The organism is Mesorhizobium sp. M0227, from assembly GCF_040321855.1.
Classification (GTDB): domain Bacteria; phylum Pseudomonadota; class Alphaproteobacteria; order Rhizobiales; family Rhizobiaceae; genus Mesorhizobium.
Genome location: NZ_JAMYSJ010000035.1, coordinates 35046 through 56681 on the forward strand (window position 1 = coordinate 35046; position 21636 = coordinate 56681).

Here is a 21636-nt window from a genome sequence, read left to right on the forward strand (position 1 = left end):
TGCTTCGACCTTTGCCATGACCACCCCGCCAAAGCTCCAATCCTACCGCGCGAGGCGTGAATTTTCCAAAACGCCGGAACCGGCAGGCGGCCTCATCACGTACGAAGGCAACCGCTTCGTCGTCCACAAGCACCACGCCACCGCAGACCATTATGATCTGCGCCTGCAGGTCGGCGATGTCTTGAAAAGCTGGGCGGTGCCGCGCGGGCCTTCGCTCAATCCGGCCGACAAGAGGCTGGCGGTCGAGACCGAGGATCATCCGCTCGAATATATCGACTTCGAGGGCGTCATTCCCGAGGGCGAGTATGGCGGCGGGCCGATGATCGTCTGGGATGCCGGCACATGGGCGCCGATGGACGACGTTGAAAAAAGCTTGCGAACCGGCGCCTTCAAGTTCCGGCTGGCCGGCGACAAGCTCAATGGCGGCTGGATGCTGACCCGGCTGAAGCCGAAACCCGGCGAAGACGAAAACAAGAAGAACTGGTTGCTGTTCAAGGAGCGCGACCTCGCCGCCGACACCGCGCTTGACATCCTCACGGCCCGGCCGGAAAGCGTCAAATCCGGATTGCGCATCGAGGAACTGGCGGCGCCGGCGAAGCCCGCCACCAAACCCGCGCCCAGACAGGGATCGCTGAAGCCCGGCACGCTGCCGGGCGTGTTCAAGGCTCCCATGCTTGCCCGTATCGAGCCGCAACTGGCGACGCAGGTGCCAAAACCACCCGATGGCGACGACACCCAACAAGTCTGGCTGCACGAGATCAAATTCGACGGCTACCGCACCATGGCGCATCTCACTGGCGGCGTCGTCAAGCTGATCACCCGTGGCGGCATCGACTGGACGAAGCGCTATGGCGACCTGCCGCATGCGTTCGCGAAGCTGCCCTGCCGCGATGCCATCATCGACGGCGAGATCGTGGTGCTCGACGCCCGGGGCATCAGCCGCTTCGCGCTGCTGCAGGATGCGCTGGCCGAGGGCGCCGGCAGCAAGCTCCATTTTTACGCCTTCGATCTTCTCCACCTCGACGGCTGGGACCTGACCAAGGCGCCGCTGGTCCGGCGCAAGGCGCTGCTGGCGCAGATGCTGTCGGGCCTCGGCGCCAATTCCGCCATCCAGTTCTCCGACCATGTCGAAGGTTCAGGGCAGGGGCTCTACGACCAGGTGTCGGAACTTGGGCTGGAGGGTGTCGTCTCCAAGCGCGCCACGGCCATCTATCAGAGCGGCCGAAGCAAAAGCTGGACCAAGACCAAGGCACTGCTGTCAGACGACTTCGTCATCGCCGGCTTCACCATCTCCGATGCGGCCGAAGGGCTGGCGGCGCTCGGCATGGCAGAGTTCGAGGGTGGTGAATTGCATTATCGCGGCAAGGTCGGCACCGGTTTCGATGCCGCCACCGCCGGTGAGTTGCTCGCCAGGCTGGAGCCGCTGCGGGAAGGCGCCACCCCGCCCGAGGGCGTCCCGCGCGAAATCATGCGCGAGATGAACTGGGTGCGGCCGCTGCTGTCGGCGCGCATCCATTACGCCAACCGCACATCGGACAACGCACTGCGCCACGGCGTCTTCCGCGGTTTGAGGGATGTCGGCCTGTCGACGCCGGTCTCGTCCAAACGCAAGCGGCTGATCGCCGAGGCCGACCTTGCCACCATCTGGGTGACCAACCCGACGCGCCGGCTGTTCGGCAAGACCGGCCCGACCAAGCTCGACATCGCGGTCTATTACGCGCTGGTCGGCGACTTCATGCTGCCGCACATCCTCGGCCGGCCGGTGTCGCTGGTGCGCTGCCCGACCGGCCTGCCGAAGGATTGCTTCTTCCAGCGCCACGCCTTCACGGGCATGCCGCCCTCAGTGGTGACATTCGACGCGACGAATTCCGAGGGCGAGACCAAATCCTATCTCTCGGTCGAAGGCGCGAAAGGGTATCTGGCGCTGGCGCAGTTCGGCGTCGTCGAGTTCCACACCTGGGGCACCCACCGCACCAGCCTCGACAGGCCCGACCAGATCGTCCTCGACCTCGATCCGGGAGAAGGGATCACCTGGCGCGAGGTGGTCGAGGCCGCCGTGCACATCAAGGGCGAATTGGAGCGCCTGGGGCTGGTACCGTTCGCCAAGACCTCCGGCGGCAGCGGCATCCACATCACGGTGCCGGTGACGGGCGCGCAGAACTGGAAGAAGCTCCACCAGGCGACCAGCGCGATCGCCACGCATCTGGCGGCAACGGCGCCTGACACCTTCACCACCACCATGGGCAAGGACAACCGCAAGAAGCGCATCTTCATCGATTATCACCGCAATGCGCGCGGCCACACCTCGGCAGCACCTTACTCGCTGCGCGCCCGCACCAATCTGCCGGCCTCGACGCCGGTCAGTTGGAGCGACCTCGAATCCATCGATGCGCCGCAGGATCTGAACTATTCCTCCCTGCCGGGGCTGCTGGCGACGTCGGGCGATCCGTGGGCCGAGATCGACGAGTTCGCGCGGGATTTGCCGACCTTGAAGAACTAGGTTCCTCGGCCCCCATGAAATGGGGGAGAGCGTTGCGGGGCGAGGAACCCAACGCCATCGACGCTTCCGACAATTTGAATTATTCTCTCCGCCACGACCTCAAAGACGTGGCGGAAGATTTCGTCAGGGATTTGCCTGTATTGTGCGGGGTCGGTGTAGGATTTGCGCAGCCTCGTTCGTCCTTCGGACGAAAAGCGCTGCAGTGAATGTCAGTGCATGGCCGCGTAGGAGTGTTTCATGGCGCCCAGGGCAAGTTGGAAAGGTTACCTTAAACTCAGTCTGGTTAGCTGTCCGGTGCGGTTATATCCCGCCACCAGCGCCAGCGAGCGCATCTCGTTCAACCAGTTGCATAAGAAGACCCACAACCGCATCAACATGAAACCGGTCGACCCCGAATTGGGGCTCGTCGAGCGTGCTGATCTGGTCAAGGGCTATGAATACGAGGACAAGCAGTACATCATCATAGATGATGCCGACCTCGATGCGGTGCGCATCGAATCCAATCACACGATGAACATCGAGGCCTTCGTCGACGAGGACGAGGTCGACGTCATCTATCAGGACGCGCCCTACTACATGGCGCCTGACGGCGCGATGGCGGAAGAGACCTTCGCCGTGCTGCGCGAAGCCATGCGCAAATCCGGCAAGCTGGCGATCGCACGCCTGGTGCTGTCGAGCCGCGAGCGGGTGGTGACGATCGGCGCGCGCGAGAACGGCATGTTCGTGTGCACCTTGAGGAATCCGAACGAAGTGCGTGGCACGGCTGAATATTTCGGCAACATCCCAGCCGGCAAGCCCGATCCCGAAATGCTGCAGCTCGCCGAAGCACTGATCAAGCAGAAGGAAACCACCTTCGATCCGAAGAACTATGAGGACCGCTACGAGGCGGCACTCATGACGATGATCCGCGAGAAGCTGAAAGGCCACAAGCCGATCATCGCGGCGGCACCCGAGCGCGGTAATGTCATCAATCTGATGGATGCGCTCAAGGCGAGCCTGTCGCAATCGAAGCCGCCGGCCAAGTCGAAAAGCAAGGCCGACGAGGTTGCCAAGCCCGCCGCGAAGAAGGCGGCAGCGGGTGGTGCTGCTGAAAATCCGTTGAAGGCCAATCTGCTGAAGGCGGTCGGCAAGAGCAAGAGATGACGGCACCGACCGGCGCTGTTTTTGGCACGAGAGGCGCGCTGGCGGCTTTTCCGCTCAGGCTGGCTGCGCGGGAAGTGGAACGCCGACACGGCCAGCTGCGGCGCGGTATCACCAGGCGCACCACGCATGTCGTCTTCGGCCGGACACTGTTGGCCAAAGCCGGGCTCTCCAGGAACGGCGATGCCGAGATCGAACGCCGTGTCGCCGCCGAGCGCGCGGCCGATCGAACGCTGATCAGCGAAAACGGATTCCTGCGCCTTCTCGGACTGATGAAGACACCGGAAGCGTCTTCGCTGTCGCGGCAATCGCTGATCGATCAGTCGCGGCTATCAGGCTCCGACCTCGACCTGCTCGGCCTGTTCGATGCGTTCGAGCATGACGTTGAACCCTATTCCTTCCGCGACCTGATCCTGGCGCGCAAATATGCCGGGCTCATCGCCGGCGGCGCGACATGGGGGGCGATCGCGCGCTCCGTCCACCGCTCCGGCCCGGTGGCGTCGCTGACCGCCAAGTCGCTCAATGTCGGCTCGCAGCATGGACGCGCCGATGCCATCTATCTCGAAGGCGGCCAGAGCGAACTCGATGGGCAGTTGCTGTTCGATCTCGGAACAGCCGGGGCAGAGGGTGACGACACGCTAGAGGAGTTGTTCGCCGAGGCGGAAGCGGCGGAGGAGCAGGGCGACAATGATGGGGCCGCCGCGCTCTACCAGCGCTGCCTGGCCATCGATCCGAGCGATGCGATTGCCGCCTTCAACCGCGCCAACTGCCTGCGCGCCGGCGGCCACGCGGCGGACGCCGCGCACGACTATATCAATGCGATAAAACTCGACCCGGCCTTCGTCGAGGCGTGGTTCAACCTGGCCGGACTGATGAGCGAGCAAGGTCGCGAAGCCTCGGCGCGAAGGCACCTGCAGAAAGCGATCGCGCTCGACAAGACCTATGCCGATCCGGTGTTCAATCTGGCCCGGCTGGAATTCGACGCCGGCAATCTGCTGGAGGCGCGCCGGCTATGGGCGCGGTATCTCGAACTCGACGCGGAGTCCGAATGGGCACGGGTTGCAGCCAAGGGCGTGCAGTTCGTGGATCTGCAGCTGGCGCGGGCGGCGGGGTGAGTGATGCTGGCGCTTGAACACCCCCCTCTGGCCTACCGGCCATCTCCCCCACAAGGGGGGAGATCGGAAGCTTGGGCGTCCCGCTCCTTCTTGCAAAGTGGGAGATTGGCGAAAGCGGTTGAGCGCGCAATCTCCCCCCTTGCGGGGGAGATGTCCGGCAGGACAGAGGGGGGTGTGACGGAACTCGACCTCTCCAGCGAGACCGCCCCATGACCGCCTTCCTCTTCGACGGTCCCGACACCGCGCCCACCACCATTCTGCTCGCCCACGGCGCCGGTGCGTCGATGGATTCGCCCTCGATGACCGCCACCGCCAAGGCGCTGGCCGCGGCCGGCTTCCAGGTCGCGCGCTTTGAATTCCACTATATGGCCGCGCGCCGCTACGGCCACCGCAAGCCACCGCCGCGGGCCGAGACGGTCAACCCGGAATATATCAAGGCGATAGCCGACCTCAGGGCAAAGGGCGTGACGGGACCGCTGATCATCGGCGGCAAGTCGATGGGCGGGCGCGTCGCCTCCATGATCGCCGACGAGATGTTTGCCAAGGGCGAGATTTCAGGGCTGGTCTGCCTCGGCTATCCCTTCCATCCGCCGGCCAAGCCCGAGCAATTGCGGACAAAACACCTCGCCGGGTTGAAGACGCCGACGCTGATCTTCCAGGGCACGCGCGACGAGTTCGGCACCAGGGACGGGGTTGCGACTTATGGCCTTTCCGACCGCATCGAGATTATCTGGCTGGAGGATGGCGACCATGATCTCAAGCCACGCAAGAGCATCTCGGGATTTTCGGCGGCCGACCATCTGAAGACGCTGGCCGAGACGGTGAAGGCGTGGTCGGGTCGGATCGCTTCCTGAAGCGATGAAGATCGCCTCCTTCAACATCAACAACATCAACAGCCGGCTTGAAAATTTGCTGGCTTGGCTGGCTGCGGCAAAACCCGATGTCGTCTGCCTGCAGGAACTGAAGGCGCGCGACATGCAGTTTCCGCGCTCGGCATTGGCGGCGGCCGGCTATGGCGCGGTGTGGAAGGGCGAGCCGACGTGGAACGGTGTTGCCATCCTGGCGCGGGGTGCCGAGCCAGTGCTGACCCGCGATGCCTTGCCCGGCGACGATGCCGACAGGCAGAGCCGCTATATCGAGGCGGCGGTGAACGGCATCATCGTCGCTTGTCTCTATGCGCCGAACGGCAATCCTCAGCCCGGCCCGAAATTCGCCTACAAACTCGCCTGGCACGCGCGGCTGGAGGTGCATGCCGAACAGTTGCTCGACACCGGCCTGCCGGTGGTGCTGGCCGGCGACTACAACATCGTGCCCGAGCCGCGCGATATCTACCCCACCCGCTCCTATGAGGACAACGCGCTGGTGCAGCCGGAAAGCCGGGCGTCGTTCCAGCGCCTGCTCGACCAGGGTTGGCTTGATGCCCTGCGCAAGAAGCATCCGAAGGAAACGCTCTACACATTCTGGGACTATCGCCGCAACCGCTGGCCGCGCGATGCGGGCCTCCGGCTCGATCACATCCTGCTGTCGAAGAAACTGGCACGCCGCCTGACCGTTGCCGGCATCGACCGCGACGTGCGCGGCGAGGACGGCGCCAGCGACCATGCGCCGGTGTGGGTGGAATTGAAGTAAGGCGACTGCTTTCATGCGTCGCGCTTGAACGGATTCCTGCAACGCGCTTTAAGTCTTTGTCTCGATGCATGTCGCTGTCCCAAATCCGGGTTCGCTTTTGGCCGACATGCAATAACCTGTCGGCAAGTAGCCCAACGCAGCCGGATCGCCCGTGAACGCAATCCCCCATGAGATTTGTGAAGCGAGGCTCCATGCCTGACTTGGGCGCTGTCCAGATACTGGCCGCCGCCATTGTGGTGCTTGCGGCTGCTGTCGCGTCCTGGCTGCTGTGGCGGAAGCGCAGCCGTCGCAAGGGACGGCGGCTAACCAATCCGGCTGCCGACTATGCCGTCCGTACCGATTGGAACGCCCGCGGGGGTATGCTCAATTACTCGTCCTTCGTCTATTTCGATGTCGATCGCGACGGCAAATACGGCGCCGGAGACCGGCCGATGGCCGGGATCATGGTGCGGCTGTATGACGAAGCCGGCAAGCTCGCCGCGTCCGCGCGCACCAACAATGCCGGCTTTGCCAACTTTCCCATGTCGGTGAAAAGCAGAAAGGCAGTGATCCGCAAGCCGGGCAACTGGCGCTTTGTGGTTTCGGTGCCGCCCGGCTGGCAGGCGAAAAGCGAAAATGACATTCAGTCCCGACACTTCCTGCCGCTGCCGGGTTCGCCGGCCGGGATGGTATCGCAGGAGATGCTGCTGCCTGTCGGTCTGGCACCGCCGCGCCGCGTCAGCGGGCGCGTCGCCGGCGATGGACCAGCGACCCTCTCCGTGTCGGGGAATGGGTACGTCCTGGAGACGCGGGCACTGGCGCCGGGTGCCGTCTTCAGCTTCGACCTGGCTGAAGAAGCCGACACGGTCAGCGTCAGCGGCGGCGGCTTGGCGCGGCGGCTGACGCTATCGCCCTACTCGGCGGATCTCGGCCTGCTGTCGCCGCAACGCGCCGGCATCGACACTGATGCCGCCCTCGAAACGATCGATTTCGACGATGTGACGTCGCGCAGCCTCAGGAAAATTCCGGCTGGCCATGCCGGATTGGCGTGGCGCAACCTGAATGCGATGGCCCGCGACTTCACCAAGGACAGCCAGGGCTATGTCAATGGTAATGTTTCCGGCGACCATGTGCTCTACACCAGCAGCGGGCTGCCGGCCGAATTCAGCTGCGAACGGCCGTTCGGCTTTCACTCGGTCATGCTGAGCGCCGCCTGGCTGGCGTCGGAAGGGGAGGTGGCGCTGATCGAAAGCTGGCTTGGCGAGCAGCTGATTGCAAGCGACGAGGTCACGCTGTCGGCGCTAACGCCGCTGCACTACGCTCCAATGCTCAAAGCTGTAACGCGTGTTCGCCTGTCGACGAAGCACTATTGGCAAATGGTGTTGGACGACCTGATCCTGGTGCGTTGAGGTTTGGACGCGCCAGGAGCAGGTGGCGCTGAAATTATTGCGGTGTCGGCAACGAGGAGCCGTTGGCCGCAGTGACCGCCGACAACCGGCCTTTTTTCAAGAACGATGGCTTCACATAGATTTTTTTCATATCAGACTCTCCTAAAATCCCGATCCGATGATGCCAGACTGCGGCCATCTGTCAACCGTGCGGGCTGAAATCGGCAAACTGCAATAAATCCAAGGAGGCGCGGCAAGGCGCCCGCCCTCCAATAGCGGCAACCGGATCGCAATGTTGGACAGCCAGACCAGCCCGATTTATGCGGTGGCCTTCGCCGCCGACGGCGCGGTGCTGACCGGCGGCAACGACCGCACCATCCGCGACTGCCGGCCACCGGCGGCGACGGCGTGGTGCTGTTTGCCGGCGCGCCGGAATGAGCGAAATCTTGATCACCCTGTCCGCCGTGCTATGTAAAACCCATGCCAGCACCCAGCCTCCCAGACAATGCGCCGCTCATCGTCATCGATCTCCAGACCGGCATGTTCGACGGTGTGCACGAGCAGCCGATCCATGATGCGCCTGATATTGTCGAGCGCACCAAGGCGGTGATCGATTGGGCGCGGCGCGGCGGGCACAAGGTCGCTTTTATCAGGCATGACGGACCCGATGGCGACCCGTTGGCACCGGATGAGCCGGGCTGGCCGGTTTGGCCCGCGCTCGGCCAAGCGGCGGACGAGCCGACCTTCGCCAAATCCGTGCGCAATGCTTTCAGCAATCCTGCCTTCGGCGACTGGCTTGCCGGTCAGGCTGCGAGTGCTGTCGTGCTCTTGGGCGCACAGACCGATTTTTGCGTGGCCGCGACGGTCAAGGGCGCCATCGCCAGAGGGCTCGGCGTGACCGTGGTCTCCGATGCGCACAGCACGCTGGACAATGCCAGCGAGAGTGCCGAGCAGGTCATCCTCAGGCACAATGGCGAATTCGCCGAGGCCGGCGTCAATCTGGTGACCACAAAGGCGCTTGTCGGCGGCTGAAGCCCGACCGTCGCCGCAGCGCGCATTATCAGGCGGGCCGGCTTGAGGACTTCGCGAGAGAAGACAGGAGGCTGCCGTGGTCGACGCGGACGGGGGGGCGCATTGTTGGGATGGCTCGGGCGCCCGCGTCAACCAGGGCGGCTCGTACCGCCGCATTAGCAACATTGCACATTGCGCGCCGCTCGAAACTTCCGCGAAAGCGGAATAGGCTGGGGCAAAAGTGCGGATTCGGCTGACTTTCGGCGCGCTTTCCCGGTACGGGAGTCAAAAAGTCTACCTGGCTATTGGGGATGCCCCTCAAGGCGTCTGCTGGTCCTGGACGGCATCGGCCAGGAACGACGCCGCAATCAGGTCGTCGCCATCGATCCGCCCATGACGATCTTCCATGATGGCCGCGACCTTTTGAAAGGTTTTCATTTCGGCATCCGTCACCCGCGCATCACGCATCCTGGCTTGGAGATCGGCCAGGCGAACACCCAAAGCAGGGGATGTCACAGCTTTGCTTATCATCTTCACTCGTCCTGATTGGAAGCTGGGCAACCCGCCGCCATGGCTGGCGGCGGGTTGGACAGTTCGAAATTCAGTCGTAGACCTTGATGATCTTGCGGGTGCCCGGATCCACCAGAACGGTGCGGTTGTCGACCACCACGTAGCGGTATTTGACATCGGGGATTTCATGAAGCTCGACCGTGTCAGGCAACGCGCTACCAATATTCAGTTCCACACCGGGAACCTTGACCGAAGCGAGAGGCTGCTTCTTCACATACTCGCGGATGACCGTGTCCTGTTCAGGCTGAATGACAACGTCCTGAGCGGCAACGGCGCCGACACCGGCCAACAGCAATAGCGCCGCTGCGGCGCCCGTTAGGTGCATTTTCATACCGTTTCTCCTTGCGAGTCAGCATGACAGGATCGTTCAACGCTGACGGCAACTGAACTTGAGCCAAATGAAAATGTTCCTCCGCTGGGGCTTCGGTCGGGTGAGACGTGCGACTTAAGTCTGGTCTGCGAGCGCATTGGTCTTACCGACGGGAACGGCTCTCTGTTCATGGCTGTTTGTCTCCCGGAATTCGGAGAGACAGATGGACAAAAGTGTTGGCCAAGCGCGCTGGTTGCTCGCACCGATTTTCGCGACAGCTGTCACCTTTCTGGTGATGGGGATAGTCCTTGGCTGACATGTCGTCGATCGGCGCAGCAACGTCCCTTCCTGCGCTGATAGGATTCGCAAGCCGCTTCGGCGGCTGGCGAATCCTCTATTTTCACCATGCGCCGGCCTGCTCATTCGGCAGCCGAGCGCTTCGTTCAGCTTATGCAACGTTGGGAGGTTACTATGGATCGGCGATCCTTCTTGACGGCGATGTTTGGCATTGCCGGGGCAGCGGCCCTTGCAGGGGCAATTCGCCCGATCGAGGCAGCGGCCGGTGTTCCAGGCGCCGGAAACGGCATTCTCGATGAAATTGAGGCAGAGGCCCTCGACGACGAAGGTGCACATGCGGAGGTGCAGCCGGTCGACCATCGACGCTGGGATCGGGGCTGGGATCGGGACTGGGATCGGGGCTGGCGCCGGCGCCGGCACGGGCGGCGTTGGAGACGGGTCTGCCGCAGTTACTGGCGGCATGGTCGCCGTCGCGTCCGGTGCTATCGCAGACGTGGCCCTTCGGTCGTCCTTCGATTTTAGCAGCTAGCCTGCACGTCTTAGCGATTTGATCAGCGCGATCGGCTCGGCATCCGCATCTTTCCTGCGGCTGCCGAGCCGGAGGCTGTTTGTCGAGGCTGAAGCTATACGTGGCGAAGCGGCGCGAAGATGAATCCGCGCCACACAAAGGCGAAGACGGCAAGGCGAGGACAAGAAATGGCCCGGCAGCCAGGTGCAAAGGGAGGCCGCCGGGCCAGCCGACTTCTGGCGGTCGCCGGCCACCATTATATTAGGTAAATCTAATGTTAATGCAAGCAACTTCTCCGGTGGACAAAACACCGTCCGAAGCTGTCCGCTTCGCTGCCATGATCACCAGCACGGCCGCCGCACAGCAGGCAGCGGCAATGGCGGATCTTCCTGGCCTAAGTCTGGAGGACCTGCGCGGCGGCAATCTCGCTATCGCTCAGCAGTTGCTCGTTCAGTTTGCCGCTTTGCTATCGGCCGCGTGTATCGATCGAGCGGGCGGCGAAGACAGGGCACGTTGATCCGCGGGCTGTTCACTGAAATAGAGCGAACTGCCGAGAATGAGGAACACGATGCCCACCGCCGTCAATCCAACCATGAGCACGGCGATCGCCGTGCCTGGGCCATAGCCTGTCTTGATTATGGTGGATCGGTGGGGCATCGCGCTGTTCTCCAGGCATGGCACCCGGCGATGCCGAGTCTTCGCGACAACGACAAGCGAGGCCCGATGTTCCCTCGTTGGAAGCTTCAATCGGTCACGTCGGGCTTTTGCTTTTTCCTGTAGGACCAAGGTCTTATCCGTCGTACGCAAAAGTCCAAGGGGCCTTGTTCAGTTCCGATAATGTCCCTTGGATGTTCCGCTATTTTAGGTAAATCTGATATAATGCCCGGGCGGAAAACTTAGCCGGCCAAGCACATTTGCCCGCGAACCGGGCATGGAAAATGTGGCTTTGGCAAGCTCAACAACAGGCAGTCATGTCTCGGGCGACGAATGGCTCACGTCTCGTCGAAGCGGCCCTCGCGGGTCTGATCGCGCGTGATTGCGGCTTCTTCCTCATCATCGGGTAGGGCGTCGTCACTGTCCTGGTACGCGTTATCGTCGTCCTCGTCGGGCAGATCGCCGTCTTTTTCGATGCCGTAACGCATGTCGCCGTTTTCCGGCACGGACTCTGGCAGGATCTGGCCGCCCTTGATCGCATCCCAATCCTGCTGCTCGATGGTCGGCCCGTCCGCCTGCGGTGCGTCATCTTCGATATCGGCGCCTGGTTTGTTGCGCGGTGCCATGCTGGGCTCCTTTCCTTGAAAAAACTGGAGGCGAAACTCGGCGTGTCGGCGTTTGTTCCCGTGCACGAAGTGCAAAGAGCGGGCGTGCTTCTGGATTGTCGACGGCTGGCGCGTCCGCCCAGCCCCGCTGGCGCGCCTCGGATCGCCATTGTTGCCAATGGAGAGCGCGCAATGGAGAGCGCGTAGGGGCGACCGGCCGATTACTTGCGAAGTTGCTAAAATAATGAAATGTTATTCGCGGGAAATGGGAATGAGGCAGGGACTGGTTGGAGCCGGCACGGCTTCGAAGGTTTGGGAACCATGTATTTTGGGCAGTTTCTCGTAGGAATGTCAGCCACGGCCATCATCGTCGCGGCCTGGACCTATATGGCCACCGGCTCCTTCTTGGAGGCATTTGCTTGGACGATAGCGACGCTGCTTGTCCTGCAGGTCGGCTACTTCGTGCTGATCGTGAGGCTGATCTTCAGGCGCTCGCACGATATCGTGCCGAGCCAGGATCCGGTAGACGCCTTCCCGCCATTGCATCGCGACGGTGTCCAGCTTTGAGACCGGCTGGCCAGGATCACTCGCGCGTGTGCGCCCGGGCAAATTCGGGGAACCTCGCCCACAGCGCGATCACGGTGTTTGGTCACTGAGAGACAGCGTTGTCTGGGCATAGCCCTGCTGGAGGTTTCGGCACAGCGTATCGTGGGAACATTTCGGCGTCGTCGTGGGAACATGATGCATGCGCGACCGGCTTCGCATGGCTCAGGCCGTCAGGTGGAACAAGTGATCATGCTTCTCTAGCAGTACCGGTGAGGTTGCCACCTCTATCGGCACTGCCATGGCTCGCTCTGCTCCCGGCGGGGCGAGTCTTTTTCGTGCTCCCATCGTCGAGATAGAGGGCCGCGAGGCTGATTTGACGCGGCGACAACAGGTGCTTCGCCAATTCGGCTGCAGAAGGAATTTTTCGTCTTCTAATGTCCATACACATTTGTGCAAGTTTTCAAGCATTTCTGCGCTGTCTGCCGCATGCTTGATCAGCAACAAATTAATATCCGGGCTGCAAACATAACATCTTCAATTCTGAAGTTCGATGGAACCACATGGCAGCGGTGGAGTTTTTATGGAGGGCGGAATTCAATTGTCACTAGGAGACGGTCATGAAACTTTATCTTACAAGCGCGGCGGCTGCCATCGTCCTGACGGGCGGCATTGGTGCGGCGCTGGCGGAGAGCGTCGTCGTCGTCCAGCCGCAGCAGGAGACGGTCGTTCGCGAATACATCAAGAGGGAACCGCTTGCCTCGGTGAACCTTCTGGGGGTCGAACTCAAGCTCGGCTCGTCGGTACCGGACACTGTCGAACTGCGTGAGGTGCCCGACGTCAAATACCGCGTCGCGGTGATCAATGACCAGACGGTCCTCGTCGACCCGGAGACCCGCCAGATCGTTGAAGTGCTGCACTAAGGCGTTCCCGCAGCATTGGACCTTGGGAAAAACCCGCCCCGACGTCGCGTCGGTGGCGGGTTTCCTTTGTCGCGATCCGCGATGGCCTATTCGGCGGCCAGTCTATCCTGCGTCTTGGTCTCGAAATCGCTGGCGTCGTGGCGCTCATGCAGTTGCATGGCAGGCTCGCCGAAAGCGCGGTTGACCATGCGGCCGCGCTTGACCGCCGGTCGGGCGTCGATCGCCTTGGCCCAGCGTTGCACATGTGCGTATTCCTGCACGGATAGGAACTCGGCGGAATCATTGTACATGCGGCCGAGCGCCAGCCCGCCATACCAGGGCCACACGGCCATATCGGCGATGGAATAGTCCTTGCCGCCGAGATATTCAGTCTCGGCCAGCCGGCGGTCGAGCACATCCATCTGGCGTTTCACCTCCATCGAGAAGCGGTCGATGGCATATTCGAACTTTTCCGGCGCATAGGCATAAAAGTGACCGAAGCCGCCGCCCAGATACGGCGCCGAGCCCATCTGCCAGAACAGCCAGGACAGCACCTCGGCGCGCGCCGGCTGTTCGGTAGGCAGGAATTCACCGAACTTTTCGGCGAGATAGACCAGGATCGAACCGGATTCGAAGATGCGCACCGGCGTCTTGCCGCTGCGGTCCATCAGGGCCGGGATCTTGGAGTTTGGATTGACCTCGACGAAGCCGCTGCCGAACTGGTCGCCATCGTTGATCCGGATCAGCCAGGCGTCGTATTCGGCACCCTTGTGGCCGCGCGCCAGAAGCTCTTCCAGCATGACCGTGACCTTGACGCCGTTCGGCGTCGCCAGCGAATAGAGCTGCAACGGATGCTTGCCGACGGGCAGTTCCTTGTCATGCGTCGGCCCGGCGATCGGCCGGTTGATGCTGGCAAAGGCTCCGCCGCTCGGCTTGTTCCAGGTCCATACTTTCGGCGGTGTGTAGTCGGTCATTTCGTGGCCTCGTGTCGGGGAAGGATGGCAGGTCGCCATAAACTAGGGCTGCGGATGTGTAAGTTCAACTTGCGTTGAACTATTATCGATGCCTGCGGAGCCAACATCGGCAATTGGGCACTTCCTCACCCTTGCGCCTTCTCCTGCGTGGCATACCTATAGAAGATGTCACCAAAGCCCATCCAGGACAAAAGCATGACCATCAATCCCAATCCGCGCTCGGTCGTTGCCGTGCGGGCCACTGTCCCCGAAGATGCCTTTACGGCCGGGGCGCTCGGCACGCTCAGGGAAGGCAGTGGCGTCGTCATTCGCAATGACGGGCTGGTGCTGACCATCGGCTATCTCATCACGGAGGCGGAAGAGGTCTGGCTGACCAGCCATGACGGCCGCGTCATCCCCGCGCACGCGCTGGCCTATGACCAGGAATCGGGCTTCGGCCTGGTGCAGGCGCTGGCGCCGCTCGGCCTGCCGGCGGTGGCGCTGGGCGATGCCGGCAAGGCCAGGATCGGTGACGCCGTCGTGCTGGCCGACGGCATCGGCCAGTCTGTGCAGGCCAGGATCGTCACTAAGCAGGAATTCGCCGGCTACTGGGAGTATCTGCTCGACGAGGCGATCTTCATTGCGCCGGCGCATCCCTCCTGGGGCGGTGCCGGGCTGTTCGGCGCTGACGGCTCGCTGCTCGGCATCGGTTCCCTGCGCCTGCAGATGAGCCGCAACGGCGAGGTCGCCGACATCAACATGGTGGTGCCGATCGATCTGCTGCCGCCCATTCTCGACGACCTCCTGACGCGCGGCCAGGTGGCCAAGCCGCCGCGCCCGTGGCTCGGCGCCCTGTCGGCCGAAAGCGACGGCAGAGTGGTGGTGATGAGCGTGACAGAGGGCGGCCCGGCGGCCAAGGCCGGCCTGCGCCAGGGCGACATCATCTCCGACATTCGCGACGGCGCGGTCGACGGGCTGGCCGATTTCTATCGCAAGCTGTGGGAGAGCGGCTCGGCCGGTGCCGAGATCCCGATGCGGGTGCTGCGCGACGGCCGCGAAACCTGGCTGCGCGTCAAATCGGCCGACCGCGGCAGTTTTCTGAAAAAGCCGCAACTGCAGTAGACGCGTCGATGGCGTGGGCGATGTCGTCGGGTTGGCCGATCCGCCCGACCCGGCAGCCGCTCGGCCATCGCGACCAGGGCCTCGGCGGGATTGCCAAGCGCCTGGCGCGCCTGCCGCAGCCGGTTCTCGCCGCGCCCGGCGATGATCACCTCGGCGCCGGCCTCGACGCAGCGCCGGGCCAGCGCCAGACCCATGCCAGAGCCGCCACCGACGATCAGGATTTTCTGATTTGAAATGCTCATTCGCTCTGCCTTTGCTTGGATGGAGAAGGGCAGGGAATTGGCAGTCCGGTACGGCAAGTGAAAACGGAAGAAACCGATAGCGCTATCGGAAGCGCCGATGATGCAGGGCGATCAGTTGCCGCAAGCGGTGAAGGCAGCGCCCGGGTTCCAGTCCTTGAAGGCGATGGCCAGGCCTTCGATCGAGACGGTCTTGTGCTTGGTGCTGCCGTCCGGCTGCTTTTCGCTGCTGGTGCCTTTGCCGGTCAGCACATTGTACTCGCAGGCGCTTTCGGCATTCTCCTTCAAATAGTCATCATGGTCATAGGCGAAGCCGGCGACGATGAAGGCACCGTTGCGCCAGGCGATGGTTAGCGTCATGTCGGTCCGTTCGCTGCCGACCGGCATCGCAGGCAGGTAGAATTTGATCGAACCGTTGGGCAGCATCGTCAGTTCCGGCTCGGTGTCGGAGTTCTCGTAGCCCGGCCGGTCGTAGCCGTTCCATTCCCCGTGGATCTGCTCGTGCACGATCTCGACGGGCTTGAGGTAATTGTGCTCCTTGTCCCTGAGGAAGAAGTGGACGTCCATCGGCTGGCCGGGCTCGGTCTCCACCACCATGGCGAGATCGACGGCGCCGTCGCCGTTGAAGTCCCCGGTCACCGCTGTGATGATCTTCCGGGTTTCGATTGGCTCGGCGAGGGCGGCCGTGTGGAGAGACAACACAAAGGCGAGCAACAGAGATTTCATGGCATATTCCCCCGGGAGCGAGATGGCGTGCCCGAGCACGAGCATGGCAGGTATTCCGAAATTTCATACAGCGGGGCCGGGAGAAAAATGTTCAGGTCGAGGGGCGCGAAGGAACGCCGTAGGCGCCCGCCAAGTTTGCTGCCGGAAACTGACAGCGACTCGTGCCATTCTGGTCGATGACGGGCAATGCCAGGGACGACAGAGAGGGAACTGATGGCGCGAGCGACACCGAAAGGACAGGCCGGCTAATGGCGCCGGTCAAGGTTGATCCCGACAAGGTCCATGAATTCCCGGATCCGGGCAGCTTCTACGCATGGCTCGGCAAGCACCACGCCACGGAAACCGAAGTGTGGATCAAGGTTCACAAGGTGGGGTCGGGACTGAAGTCGATCACCCCCAAGCAAGCCATCGACGTGGTGCTGTGCTTCGGCTGGATCGATGCGGTGCGCAAGGGGTTGGACGACAAGAGTTTCCTGCAGCGCTACACGCCGCGCAGCCGGAAGAGCATCTGGAGCCTGATCAACATCGACAATGTCGCGCGGCTGGTCGAGGAGGGCCGCATGACCGAGCATGGGCTCAAACAGGTCGAGGCGGCCAAGGCGGACGGGCGCTGGGCGCGCGCCTATGGCAGCGGCAAGGAGATGAAAATCCCCGACGACCTGCAGGCTGCCATAGACGCCGAACCCGCTGCGAAGGTGATGCTGGCAAAGCTCAGTGCCCAGAACCGTTTCGCGCTCGCCTTCCGCACCCACAACATGAAGACCGAGGCCGGGCGCAAGAAGAAGATCGAGACGTTTGTGGCAATGCTGAAGCGCGGCGAGACGATCTACCCGCAAGGCAGGACGTAAGGTTTGGGGTGGGCTGGTTTGGGCGCGAGTTCGTCTTCGGCACGGCAAGCCTGTCCGCACGGGATCCGGCGTTGCGCGAAGCGCTTCAGGATCTGAATCGTGAAATTGTTCCAACTGCTTGTTTTTGCGCAATTCGATGGTCGGCGCGTCGCGCGGCTGTTTCAGCAACGACATCGCCGGTGGACGAAGGACGGCACGGCGGCTACCCTTCGAAAGCCGCGACGATCGAGCGGCGGACGCTGGGAGTCGTTGCCGTTGAGAAGAGTTGCTTCGTGGACGATGGCGCTGGGTCTCATTGTCATCGTCGCGTGTGTGGGAGCCGGCGCCACGCTTGCCCAGACCTCGCCCGACCAGACGTCTCCCGACCTGGCTTCTCCCTCGGCCTCGCCGGCAAAAGAGATCTCGGTCGGGATCAAGGAGGCGCCGCCTTTTGCGTTCAAGCTGCAGGACGGCAGCTGGTCGGGATTGAGCATCGACCTCTGGCAGAAAATCGCCGGGCGGCTCAACCTTCGCTTCCGCTATGTCGAAGTGCCTGCCGTGCAGGACCAGATCGATGGCGTCGTCAACGGCAGGTTCGATGCGGCGATGGCCGCGATCACGGTCACGGCCGACCGCGAAAAGGCCGTCGACTTCACGCAGCCCTTCTTCACGACCGGGCTCGGCATTGCGACACCGCTCAACAATCAGCCGTCATGGCGGCCGGTGCTGCATGCCCTGACGTCGTTCGGCTTCCTGCAGGCGGTGCTGGGGCTGGTCATCATATCGGTGGTGGTCGGCGTCCTGATCTGGATGTTCGAACGTCGGCACAATGACGATTTCGGCGGCGGCGTCGCCAAGGGACTGTTTTCCAGCATGTGGTGGTCGACCATCGCCGCGACGCAAGCCAGCACCGGCGACTTCGGTCCGCGAACCGTGCCGGGGCGCGTGCTGGCCGCGCTCTGGATGATGGGATCGATCATTGCCATCGCGGTGTTCACCGCGGGCGTCACATCGGTGCTGACGGTGACGCAGATGGAAGGAATGGTGCAGGGCGAAAGCGATCTCGCCCAGGTCAGGGTCGGCGCGGTGCAGAGCTCGTCGACGGCGTCCTATCTGGATTCGACCCAGATCCGTCATCAGGACTTTGCCTCGATCCAGCAGGGCCTCAACGCGCTTCGCGCCGGCAAGATCGATGCGCTGGTGCACGACAAGCCGCTGCTTGGCTGGCTGGTCGGGCAGAATTACGCGACAAGCCTGCAGGTTCTCGATGCGGCCTTCGACCAGCAGCAATATGCCATTGCGCTGCCGCTCGGCAGCCCGTTGCGCAAGTCTCTCGATGTCGCCCTCCTGCAGACCATCGAAAGCGATTGGTGGAAACAGGCCGTCTTCCAGTATCTGGGCGAGAAGTAGTCGACAGGAACTTCCGCGGTGCGATGCGCTGGAAAAACCGCCCTCACTCTGCGAGAGAGGCGGCCCTTTCTTCAAGGATTGATGGTTGCTGTCACTGGTTCAGGTCGACCGGCGTCACGCCAAGAAGCTTCAGGGCGTTGGCGTAGGTCCTGATGCCTTGGGCCCGTTTGCGCTCGGCACAAAACCGGTTCGCCTTGTCCTGGAGCGCGGTTGCCTCGGCGATCTGGCTTGCGCTGGTGCCTGGGGCGACTTTCGTTTGGATGGCCCCGTCGAGTTGAAGGCCGAGCTGGCTGCAATATTCGCTCCGGGTGACCGCTGCGTCCGCACCCGATTGTGCGACCGCCAGCATGGCGAGCGAAATGCCTGTCAGGGCACCGATCCATCCGGTCGAACGTCGTTGCATGTTTCGGGACCATTTCTTCGCGTTGTGCCGCGGCCGCTTGGCCGCCGCGAGGGTGGTTATGACAGGCGATGTTTTCGCGAGTTTTTCCCGGATGTTGAATCTTGTTTCTGGGGTGTGTCTGGTGGGCGTTGAAGCTGCCAATCTCCCCCCTCGTGGCAGGGCTATCGCATATGGAATTCCTGAGATGTCTGCCCGGCACGGACCCCCACCCCTAACCCCTCCCCACAAGGGGGAGGGAGACTTCCGTTGGCACTGACCCGGGAGAATCGCCTGTCTTTTCGGCGCCAAGAAGAATTAAAGGCATGCGGCAGCGTTCCCTCCCCCTTGTGGGGAGGGTTAGGGTGGGGGTTCTTCTTCGCAAGAATCCATATGCGATAGCCCTGCCACGAGGGGGGAGATCGGCTGTATGCGGCGCTTGCGCCTCTTTCTTTGCGGCCATCCTTCGCGTAAGGCGCCGGGCAAATCCTTTCACGCAAGCATATAGCCCGGGCACCGCATGATCAGACTGGAAAGCATCAGCAAGCAGAACGGCCGTCAGCTTGTCTTCATCGAAGCGTCGGCGTCGCTGCAGAAGGGCGAGAAGGTCGGCCTCGTCGGGCCGAACGGCGCCGGCAAGACGACGCTGTTTCGCATGATCACCGGCCAGGAGCAGCCCGACGAAGGCCAGGTGCAGGTCGATCGCGGCGTCACCATCGGCTATTTCAGCCAGGATGTCGGCGACATGGAAGGCCACAGCGCCGTGGCCGAAGTGATGAACGGCGCCGGGCCGGTGTCCGAAGTCGCGGCCGAGATGGCAGCGCTCGAGGCGGCCATGGCCGATCCCGACCAGGCCGACCAGATGGACGAGATCATCGATAAAGTATGGCGAGGCGCAGCACCGCTTCGAGGAACTCGACGGTTATGCGCTGGATGGCCGCGCCCGCGAAGTGCTGGACGGTCTCGGCTTTTCGCAGGAGATGATGGACGGCGATGTCGGAAAGCTGTCGGGCGGCTGGAAGATGCGCGTGGCGCTGGCCCGCATCCTGTTGATGCGGCCCGACGCCATGTTGCTCGATGAGCCATCGAACCATCTCGACCTGGAAAGCCTGATCTGGCTGGAGTCCTTCCTGAAAAACTACGACGGCGCGCTGTTGATGACCTCGCACGACCGCGAGTTCATGAACCGCATCGTCAACAAGGTGGTCGAGATCGACGCCGGTTCGCTGACCGCTTATTCCGGAAACTACGAATTCTACCAGCAGCAGCGGGCGATCGCCGACAAGCAGCAGCAGGCACAGTTCGAGCGCCAGCAGGCGATGCTGGCCAAGGAGATCGCCTTCATCGAGCGCTTCAAGGCGCGCGCCTCGCATGCCGCACAGGTACAGAGCCGGGTGAAGAAGCTGGACAAGATCGACCGCGTCGAGCCGCCGAAGCGCCGCCAGACCGTGTCCTTCGATTTCCTGCCGGCGCCGCGCTGCGGCGAGGACGTGGTCACGCTGAAGAACGTCCACAAGGGCTATGGCAGCCGCTCCATCTATGAGGGGCTCGACTTCCAGGTTCGCCGCCGCGAGCGCTGGTGCATCATGGGCGTCAACGGCGCCGGCAAGTCGACGCTCTTGAAGCTGGTCGCCGGCGCTTCCGAGCCCGACACCGGCACGGTGGCGCGCGGGCCAAGTGTCAAAATGGGTTATTTCGCCCAGCACGCGATGGAAGTGCTGGAAGGCGAGCGCACTGTGTTTCAGACACTGGAGGACGCGTTTCCGCAAGCCGGCCAGGCGCCGCTCAGGGCACTTGCCGGCTGCTTCGGTTTTTCCGGCGACGAGATCGAGAAGAAATGCCGTGTGCTGTCAGGCGGTGAGAAGGCGCGGTTGGTGATGGCGCTGATGCTGTTCGACCCGCCCAACCTTCTGGTGCTGGACGAGCCGACCAACCATCTCGACATCGCCACCAAGGAGATGCTGATCACGGCACTGTCGCAGTACGAGGGCACCATGCTGTTCGTCTCGCACGACCGGCATTTTCTGGCGGCGCTTTCCAACCGCGTGCTGGAACTGACGCCCGAAGGCATCCACACCTATGGCGGCGGCTATACGGAATATGTCGAGCGGACGGGGCAGGAAGCGCCGGGGTTGAGGAGCTAGCCCTTACCGCAGCGAGATGCTCATGCCACTGAGGTCGGCGTTGACCTGCAGGCCGACCTGCCTGCCCGTCAATTCGAGCCGGGCGCCCTTGTCGTTGCTCATGACGATCACCTGAGCCCCTTTGCCAAGCGCGCCGCCACCGCCCGCCGCACCATAGACCCCGGTCACATCCCGTGCGCGTTTGATGTGGCGCACGGTGCCTTGGAAATAGGTCTTGGAGACGCCGAAGGCGAGACCGCCCGAGACGCCGCCGACCGAGATGGGATAGCGGCGGCCATGGAAGGTCAGCGTTCCTTCGCCTCCGGAGCCGCCGACAAAGAAGGCAGCCTTGTAGACGGCGAAGCGGATCGTGCCGCTGTCGGCATGCGCGGCGCTGGCAAAGCCGATGCTCGCGGTGGCGATGGCGGCCACCGCGATGGAACGAAATCCGGATGAAATCTTCATGGTGAGAACTCCTCAATGTCGCCGCTTTGCCGGCCGCAGCGTGGGATCAAAGTTACAACTGAACAGTCTCGCCCGTGATTTGGTTCCAAGCCCCGCGATTTGGTTCCAGTATGGGTTCGAATCCGGCGACTGGAGGGCCGGGGAGAGGGCGGCCGGGGGTTGTGTGCGTCAAGTTCTGCAAAATGGGCGATCATGAAGCTGGTCATGCGGCTTGGCGTAGAGCGAGCTTCTTGTGCTCGCG

Annotated in this window: 21 protein-coding genes and 2 pseudogenes; 15 read left to right on the forward strand and 8 right to left on the reverse strand. The window is 62.7% G+C overall.

Annotated elements, in window-relative coordinates; genetic code table 11:
* The first annotated feature begins 16 nt into the window (after positions 1–16).
* From ligD to NKJ00_RS29065, 8 genes are all read left to right on the forward strand, one after another.
* Positions 17–2500, forward strand: a complete 2484-nt coding sequence (gene ligD, locus NKJ00_RS29030) for a DNA ligase D (protein ID WP_352632192.1) — start codon at positions 17–19, stop codon at positions 2498–2500.
* A gap of 237 nt (positions 2501–2737) precedes the next feature.
* A complete protein-coding gene (gene ku, locus NKJ00_RS29035; RefSeq protein ID WP_352632194.1) occupies positions 2738–3643 on the forward strand; it encodes a non-homologous end joining protein Ku in 906 nt (301 codons plus the stop codon).
* Positions 3640–4755 (forward strand): tetratricopeptide repeat protein, encoded by a 1116-nt coding sequence (locus NKJ00_RS29040; RefSeq protein ID WP_352632196.1) that lies wholly within the window; start codon positions 3640–3642, stop codon positions 4753–4755. The genes ku and NKJ00_RS29040 overlap by 4 nt, the downstream gene beginning before the upstream one ends.
* Before the next feature lie 209 nt (positions 4756–4964).
* A complete protein-coding gene (locus NKJ00_RS29045; protein ID WP_023813321.1) occupies positions 4965–5609 on the forward strand; it encodes an alpha/beta hydrolase family protein in 645 nt (214 codons plus the stop codon).
* A 4-nt stretch (positions 5610–5613) separates the two neighbouring features.
* Positions 5614–6384 (forward strand): exodeoxyribonuclease III, encoded by a 771-nt coding sequence (locus NKJ00_RS29050; RefSeq protein ID WP_023813322.1) that lies wholly within the window; start codon positions 5614–5616, stop codon positions 6382–6384.
* A 191-nt stretch (positions 6385–6575) separates the two neighbouring features.
* Positions 6576–7772, forward strand: a complete 1197-nt coding sequence (locus tag NKJ00_RS29055; RefSeq protein WP_023813323.1) for a hypothetical protein — start codon at positions 6576–6578, stop codon at positions 7770–7772.
* 274 nt (positions 7773–8046) lie between these two features.
* Positions 8047–8226: a WD40 repeat domain-containing protein gene (locus tag NKJ00_RS29060; protein ID WP_352632199.1), complete on the forward strand. Its 180-nt coding sequence runs from the start codon at positions 8047–8049 to the stop codon at positions 8224–8226.
* A gap of 5 nt (positions 8227–8231) precedes the next feature.
* Positions 8232–8783, forward strand: a complete 552-nt coding sequence (locus tag NKJ00_RS29065; protein WP_352632201.1) for an isochorismatase family protein — start codon at positions 8232–8234, stop codon at positions 8781–8783.
* Positions 8784–9080: 297 nt separating this feature from the next.
* On the opposite strand, the gene NKJ00_RS29070 is transcribed toward NKJ00_RS29065, so the two are convergent.
* Together NKJ00_RS29070 and NKJ00_RS29075 are read right to left on the reverse strand one after the other, a co-directional pair.
* Entirely contained in the window at positions 9081–9293 is a 213-nt protein-coding gene (locus tag NKJ00_RS29070) for a hypothetical protein (protein ID WP_352632203.1), read from the reverse strand.
* Positions 9294–9363: 70 nt separating this feature from the next.
* On the reverse strand, positions 9364–9663 hold the full coding sequence (locus NKJ00_RS29075) for a DUF1236 domain-containing protein (protein WP_031213630.1): 300 nt from the start codon (positions 9661–9663) through the stop codon (positions 9364–9366).
* A 1058-nt stretch (positions 9664–10721) separates the two neighbouring features.
* Between NKJ00_RS29075 and NKJ00_RS29080 the strand changes: the two genes are divergently transcribed.
* The gene (locus NKJ00_RS29080; RefSeq protein ID WP_352632205.1) at positions 10722–10964 is read left to right on the forward strand and encodes a hypothetical protein; all 243 of its coding nucleotides are present in this window, start codon (positions 10722–10724) and stop codon (positions 10962–10964) included.
* Between the two features lie 475 nt (positions 10965–11439).
* On the opposite strand, the gene NKJ00_RS29085 is transcribed toward NKJ00_RS29080, so the two are convergent.
* Entirely contained in the window at positions 11440–11727 is a 288-nt protein-coding gene (locus tag NKJ00_RS29085) for a hypothetical protein (RefSeq protein WP_027035239.1), read from the reverse strand.
* Between the two features lie 327 nt (positions 11728–12054).
* Between NKJ00_RS29085 and NKJ00_RS29090 the strand changes: the two genes are divergently transcribed.
* Together NKJ00_RS29090 and NKJ00_RS29095 are read left to right on the forward strand one after the other, a co-directional pair.
* The gene (locus NKJ00_RS29090) at positions 12055–12273 is read left to right on the forward strand and encodes an exopolysaccharide production repressor protein (protein ID WP_352632207.1); all 219 of its coding nucleotides are present in this window, start codon (positions 12055–12057) and stop codon (positions 12271–12273) included.
* A 596-nt stretch (positions 12274–12869) separates the two neighbouring features.
* Positions 12870–13172: a DUF1236 domain-containing protein gene (locus tag NKJ00_RS29095; protein WP_023813335.1), complete on the forward strand. Its 303-nt coding sequence runs from the start codon at positions 12870–12872 to the stop codon at positions 13170–13172.
* A gap of 86 nt (positions 13173–13258) precedes the next feature.
* Here the strand turns inward: NKJ00_RS29095 and yghU are convergent, their stop codons facing one another.
* On the reverse strand, positions 13259–14125 hold the full coding sequence (gene yghU / locus NKJ00_RS29100) for a glutathione-dependent disulfide-bond oxidoreductase (RefSeq protein WP_352551351.1): 867 nt from the start codon (positions 14123–14125) through the stop codon (positions 13259–13261).
* 195 nt (positions 14126–14320) lie between these two features.
* Between yghU and NKJ00_RS29105 the strand changes: the two genes are divergently transcribed.
* Positions 14321–15226 (forward strand): S1C family serine protease, encoded by a 906-nt coding sequence (locus NKJ00_RS29105; RefSeq protein WP_013530631.1) that lies wholly within the window; start codon positions 14321–14323, stop codon positions 15224–15226.
* Positions 15227–15366: 140 nt separating this feature from the next.
* Here the strand turns inward: NKJ00_RS29105 and NKJ00_RS32260 are convergent.
* Together NKJ00_RS32260 and NKJ00_RS29115 are read right to left on the reverse strand one after the other, a co-directional pair.
* A pseudogene (locus tag NKJ00_RS32260) lies at positions 15367–15468 on the reverse strand (SDR family oxidoreductase); the annotation flags it as partial.
* A gap of 111 nt (positions 15469–15579) precedes the next feature.
* Positions 15580–16191: a hypothetical protein gene (locus NKJ00_RS29115; protein ID WP_352632210.1), complete on the reverse strand. Its 612-nt coding sequence runs from the start codon at positions 16189–16191 to the stop codon at positions 15580–15582.
* 248 nt (positions 16192–16439) lie between these two features.
* Between NKJ00_RS29115 and NKJ00_RS29120 the strand changes: the two genes are divergently transcribed.
* On the forward strand, positions 16440–17039 hold the full coding sequence (locus NKJ00_RS29120; RefSeq protein ID WP_352632212.1) for a YdeI/OmpD-associated family protein: 600 nt from the start codon (positions 16440–16442) through the stop codon (positions 17037–17039).
* Between the two features lie 255 nt (positions 17040–17294).
* Positions 17295–18428 (forward strand): transporter substrate-binding domain-containing protein, encoded by a 1134-nt coding sequence (locus NKJ00_RS29125; RefSeq protein WP_352632214.1) that lies wholly within the window; start codon positions 17295–17297, stop codon positions 18426–18428.
* A 91-nt stretch (positions 18429–18519) separates the two neighbouring features.
* On the opposite strand, the gene NKJ00_RS29130 is transcribed toward NKJ00_RS29125, so the two are convergent.
* On the reverse strand, positions 18520–18831 hold the full coding sequence (locus NKJ00_RS29130) for a hypothetical protein (RefSeq protein ID WP_352632216.1): 312 nt from the start codon (positions 18829–18831) through the stop codon (positions 18520–18522).
* Between the two features lie 496 nt (positions 18832–19327).
* On the opposite strand from NKJ00_RS29130, the pseudogene abc-f reads away from it, so the two are divergent.
* A pseudogene (gene abc-f / locus NKJ00_RS29135) lies at positions 19328–20951 on the forward strand (ribosomal protection-like ABC-F family protein).
* 3 nt (positions 20952–20954) lie between these two features.
* On the opposite strand, the gene NKJ00_RS29140 reads toward abc-f, so the two are convergent.
* Positions 20955–21395 carry a lipid-binding SYLF domain-containing protein gene (locus tag NKJ00_RS29140; RefSeq protein ID WP_023813342.1) on the reverse strand — a complete coding sequence of 147 codons (441 nt, stop codon included), beginning with the start codon at positions 21393–21395 and terminating at the stop codon, positions 20955–20957.
* Between the last annotated feature and the right edge of the window lie 241 nt (positions 21396–21636).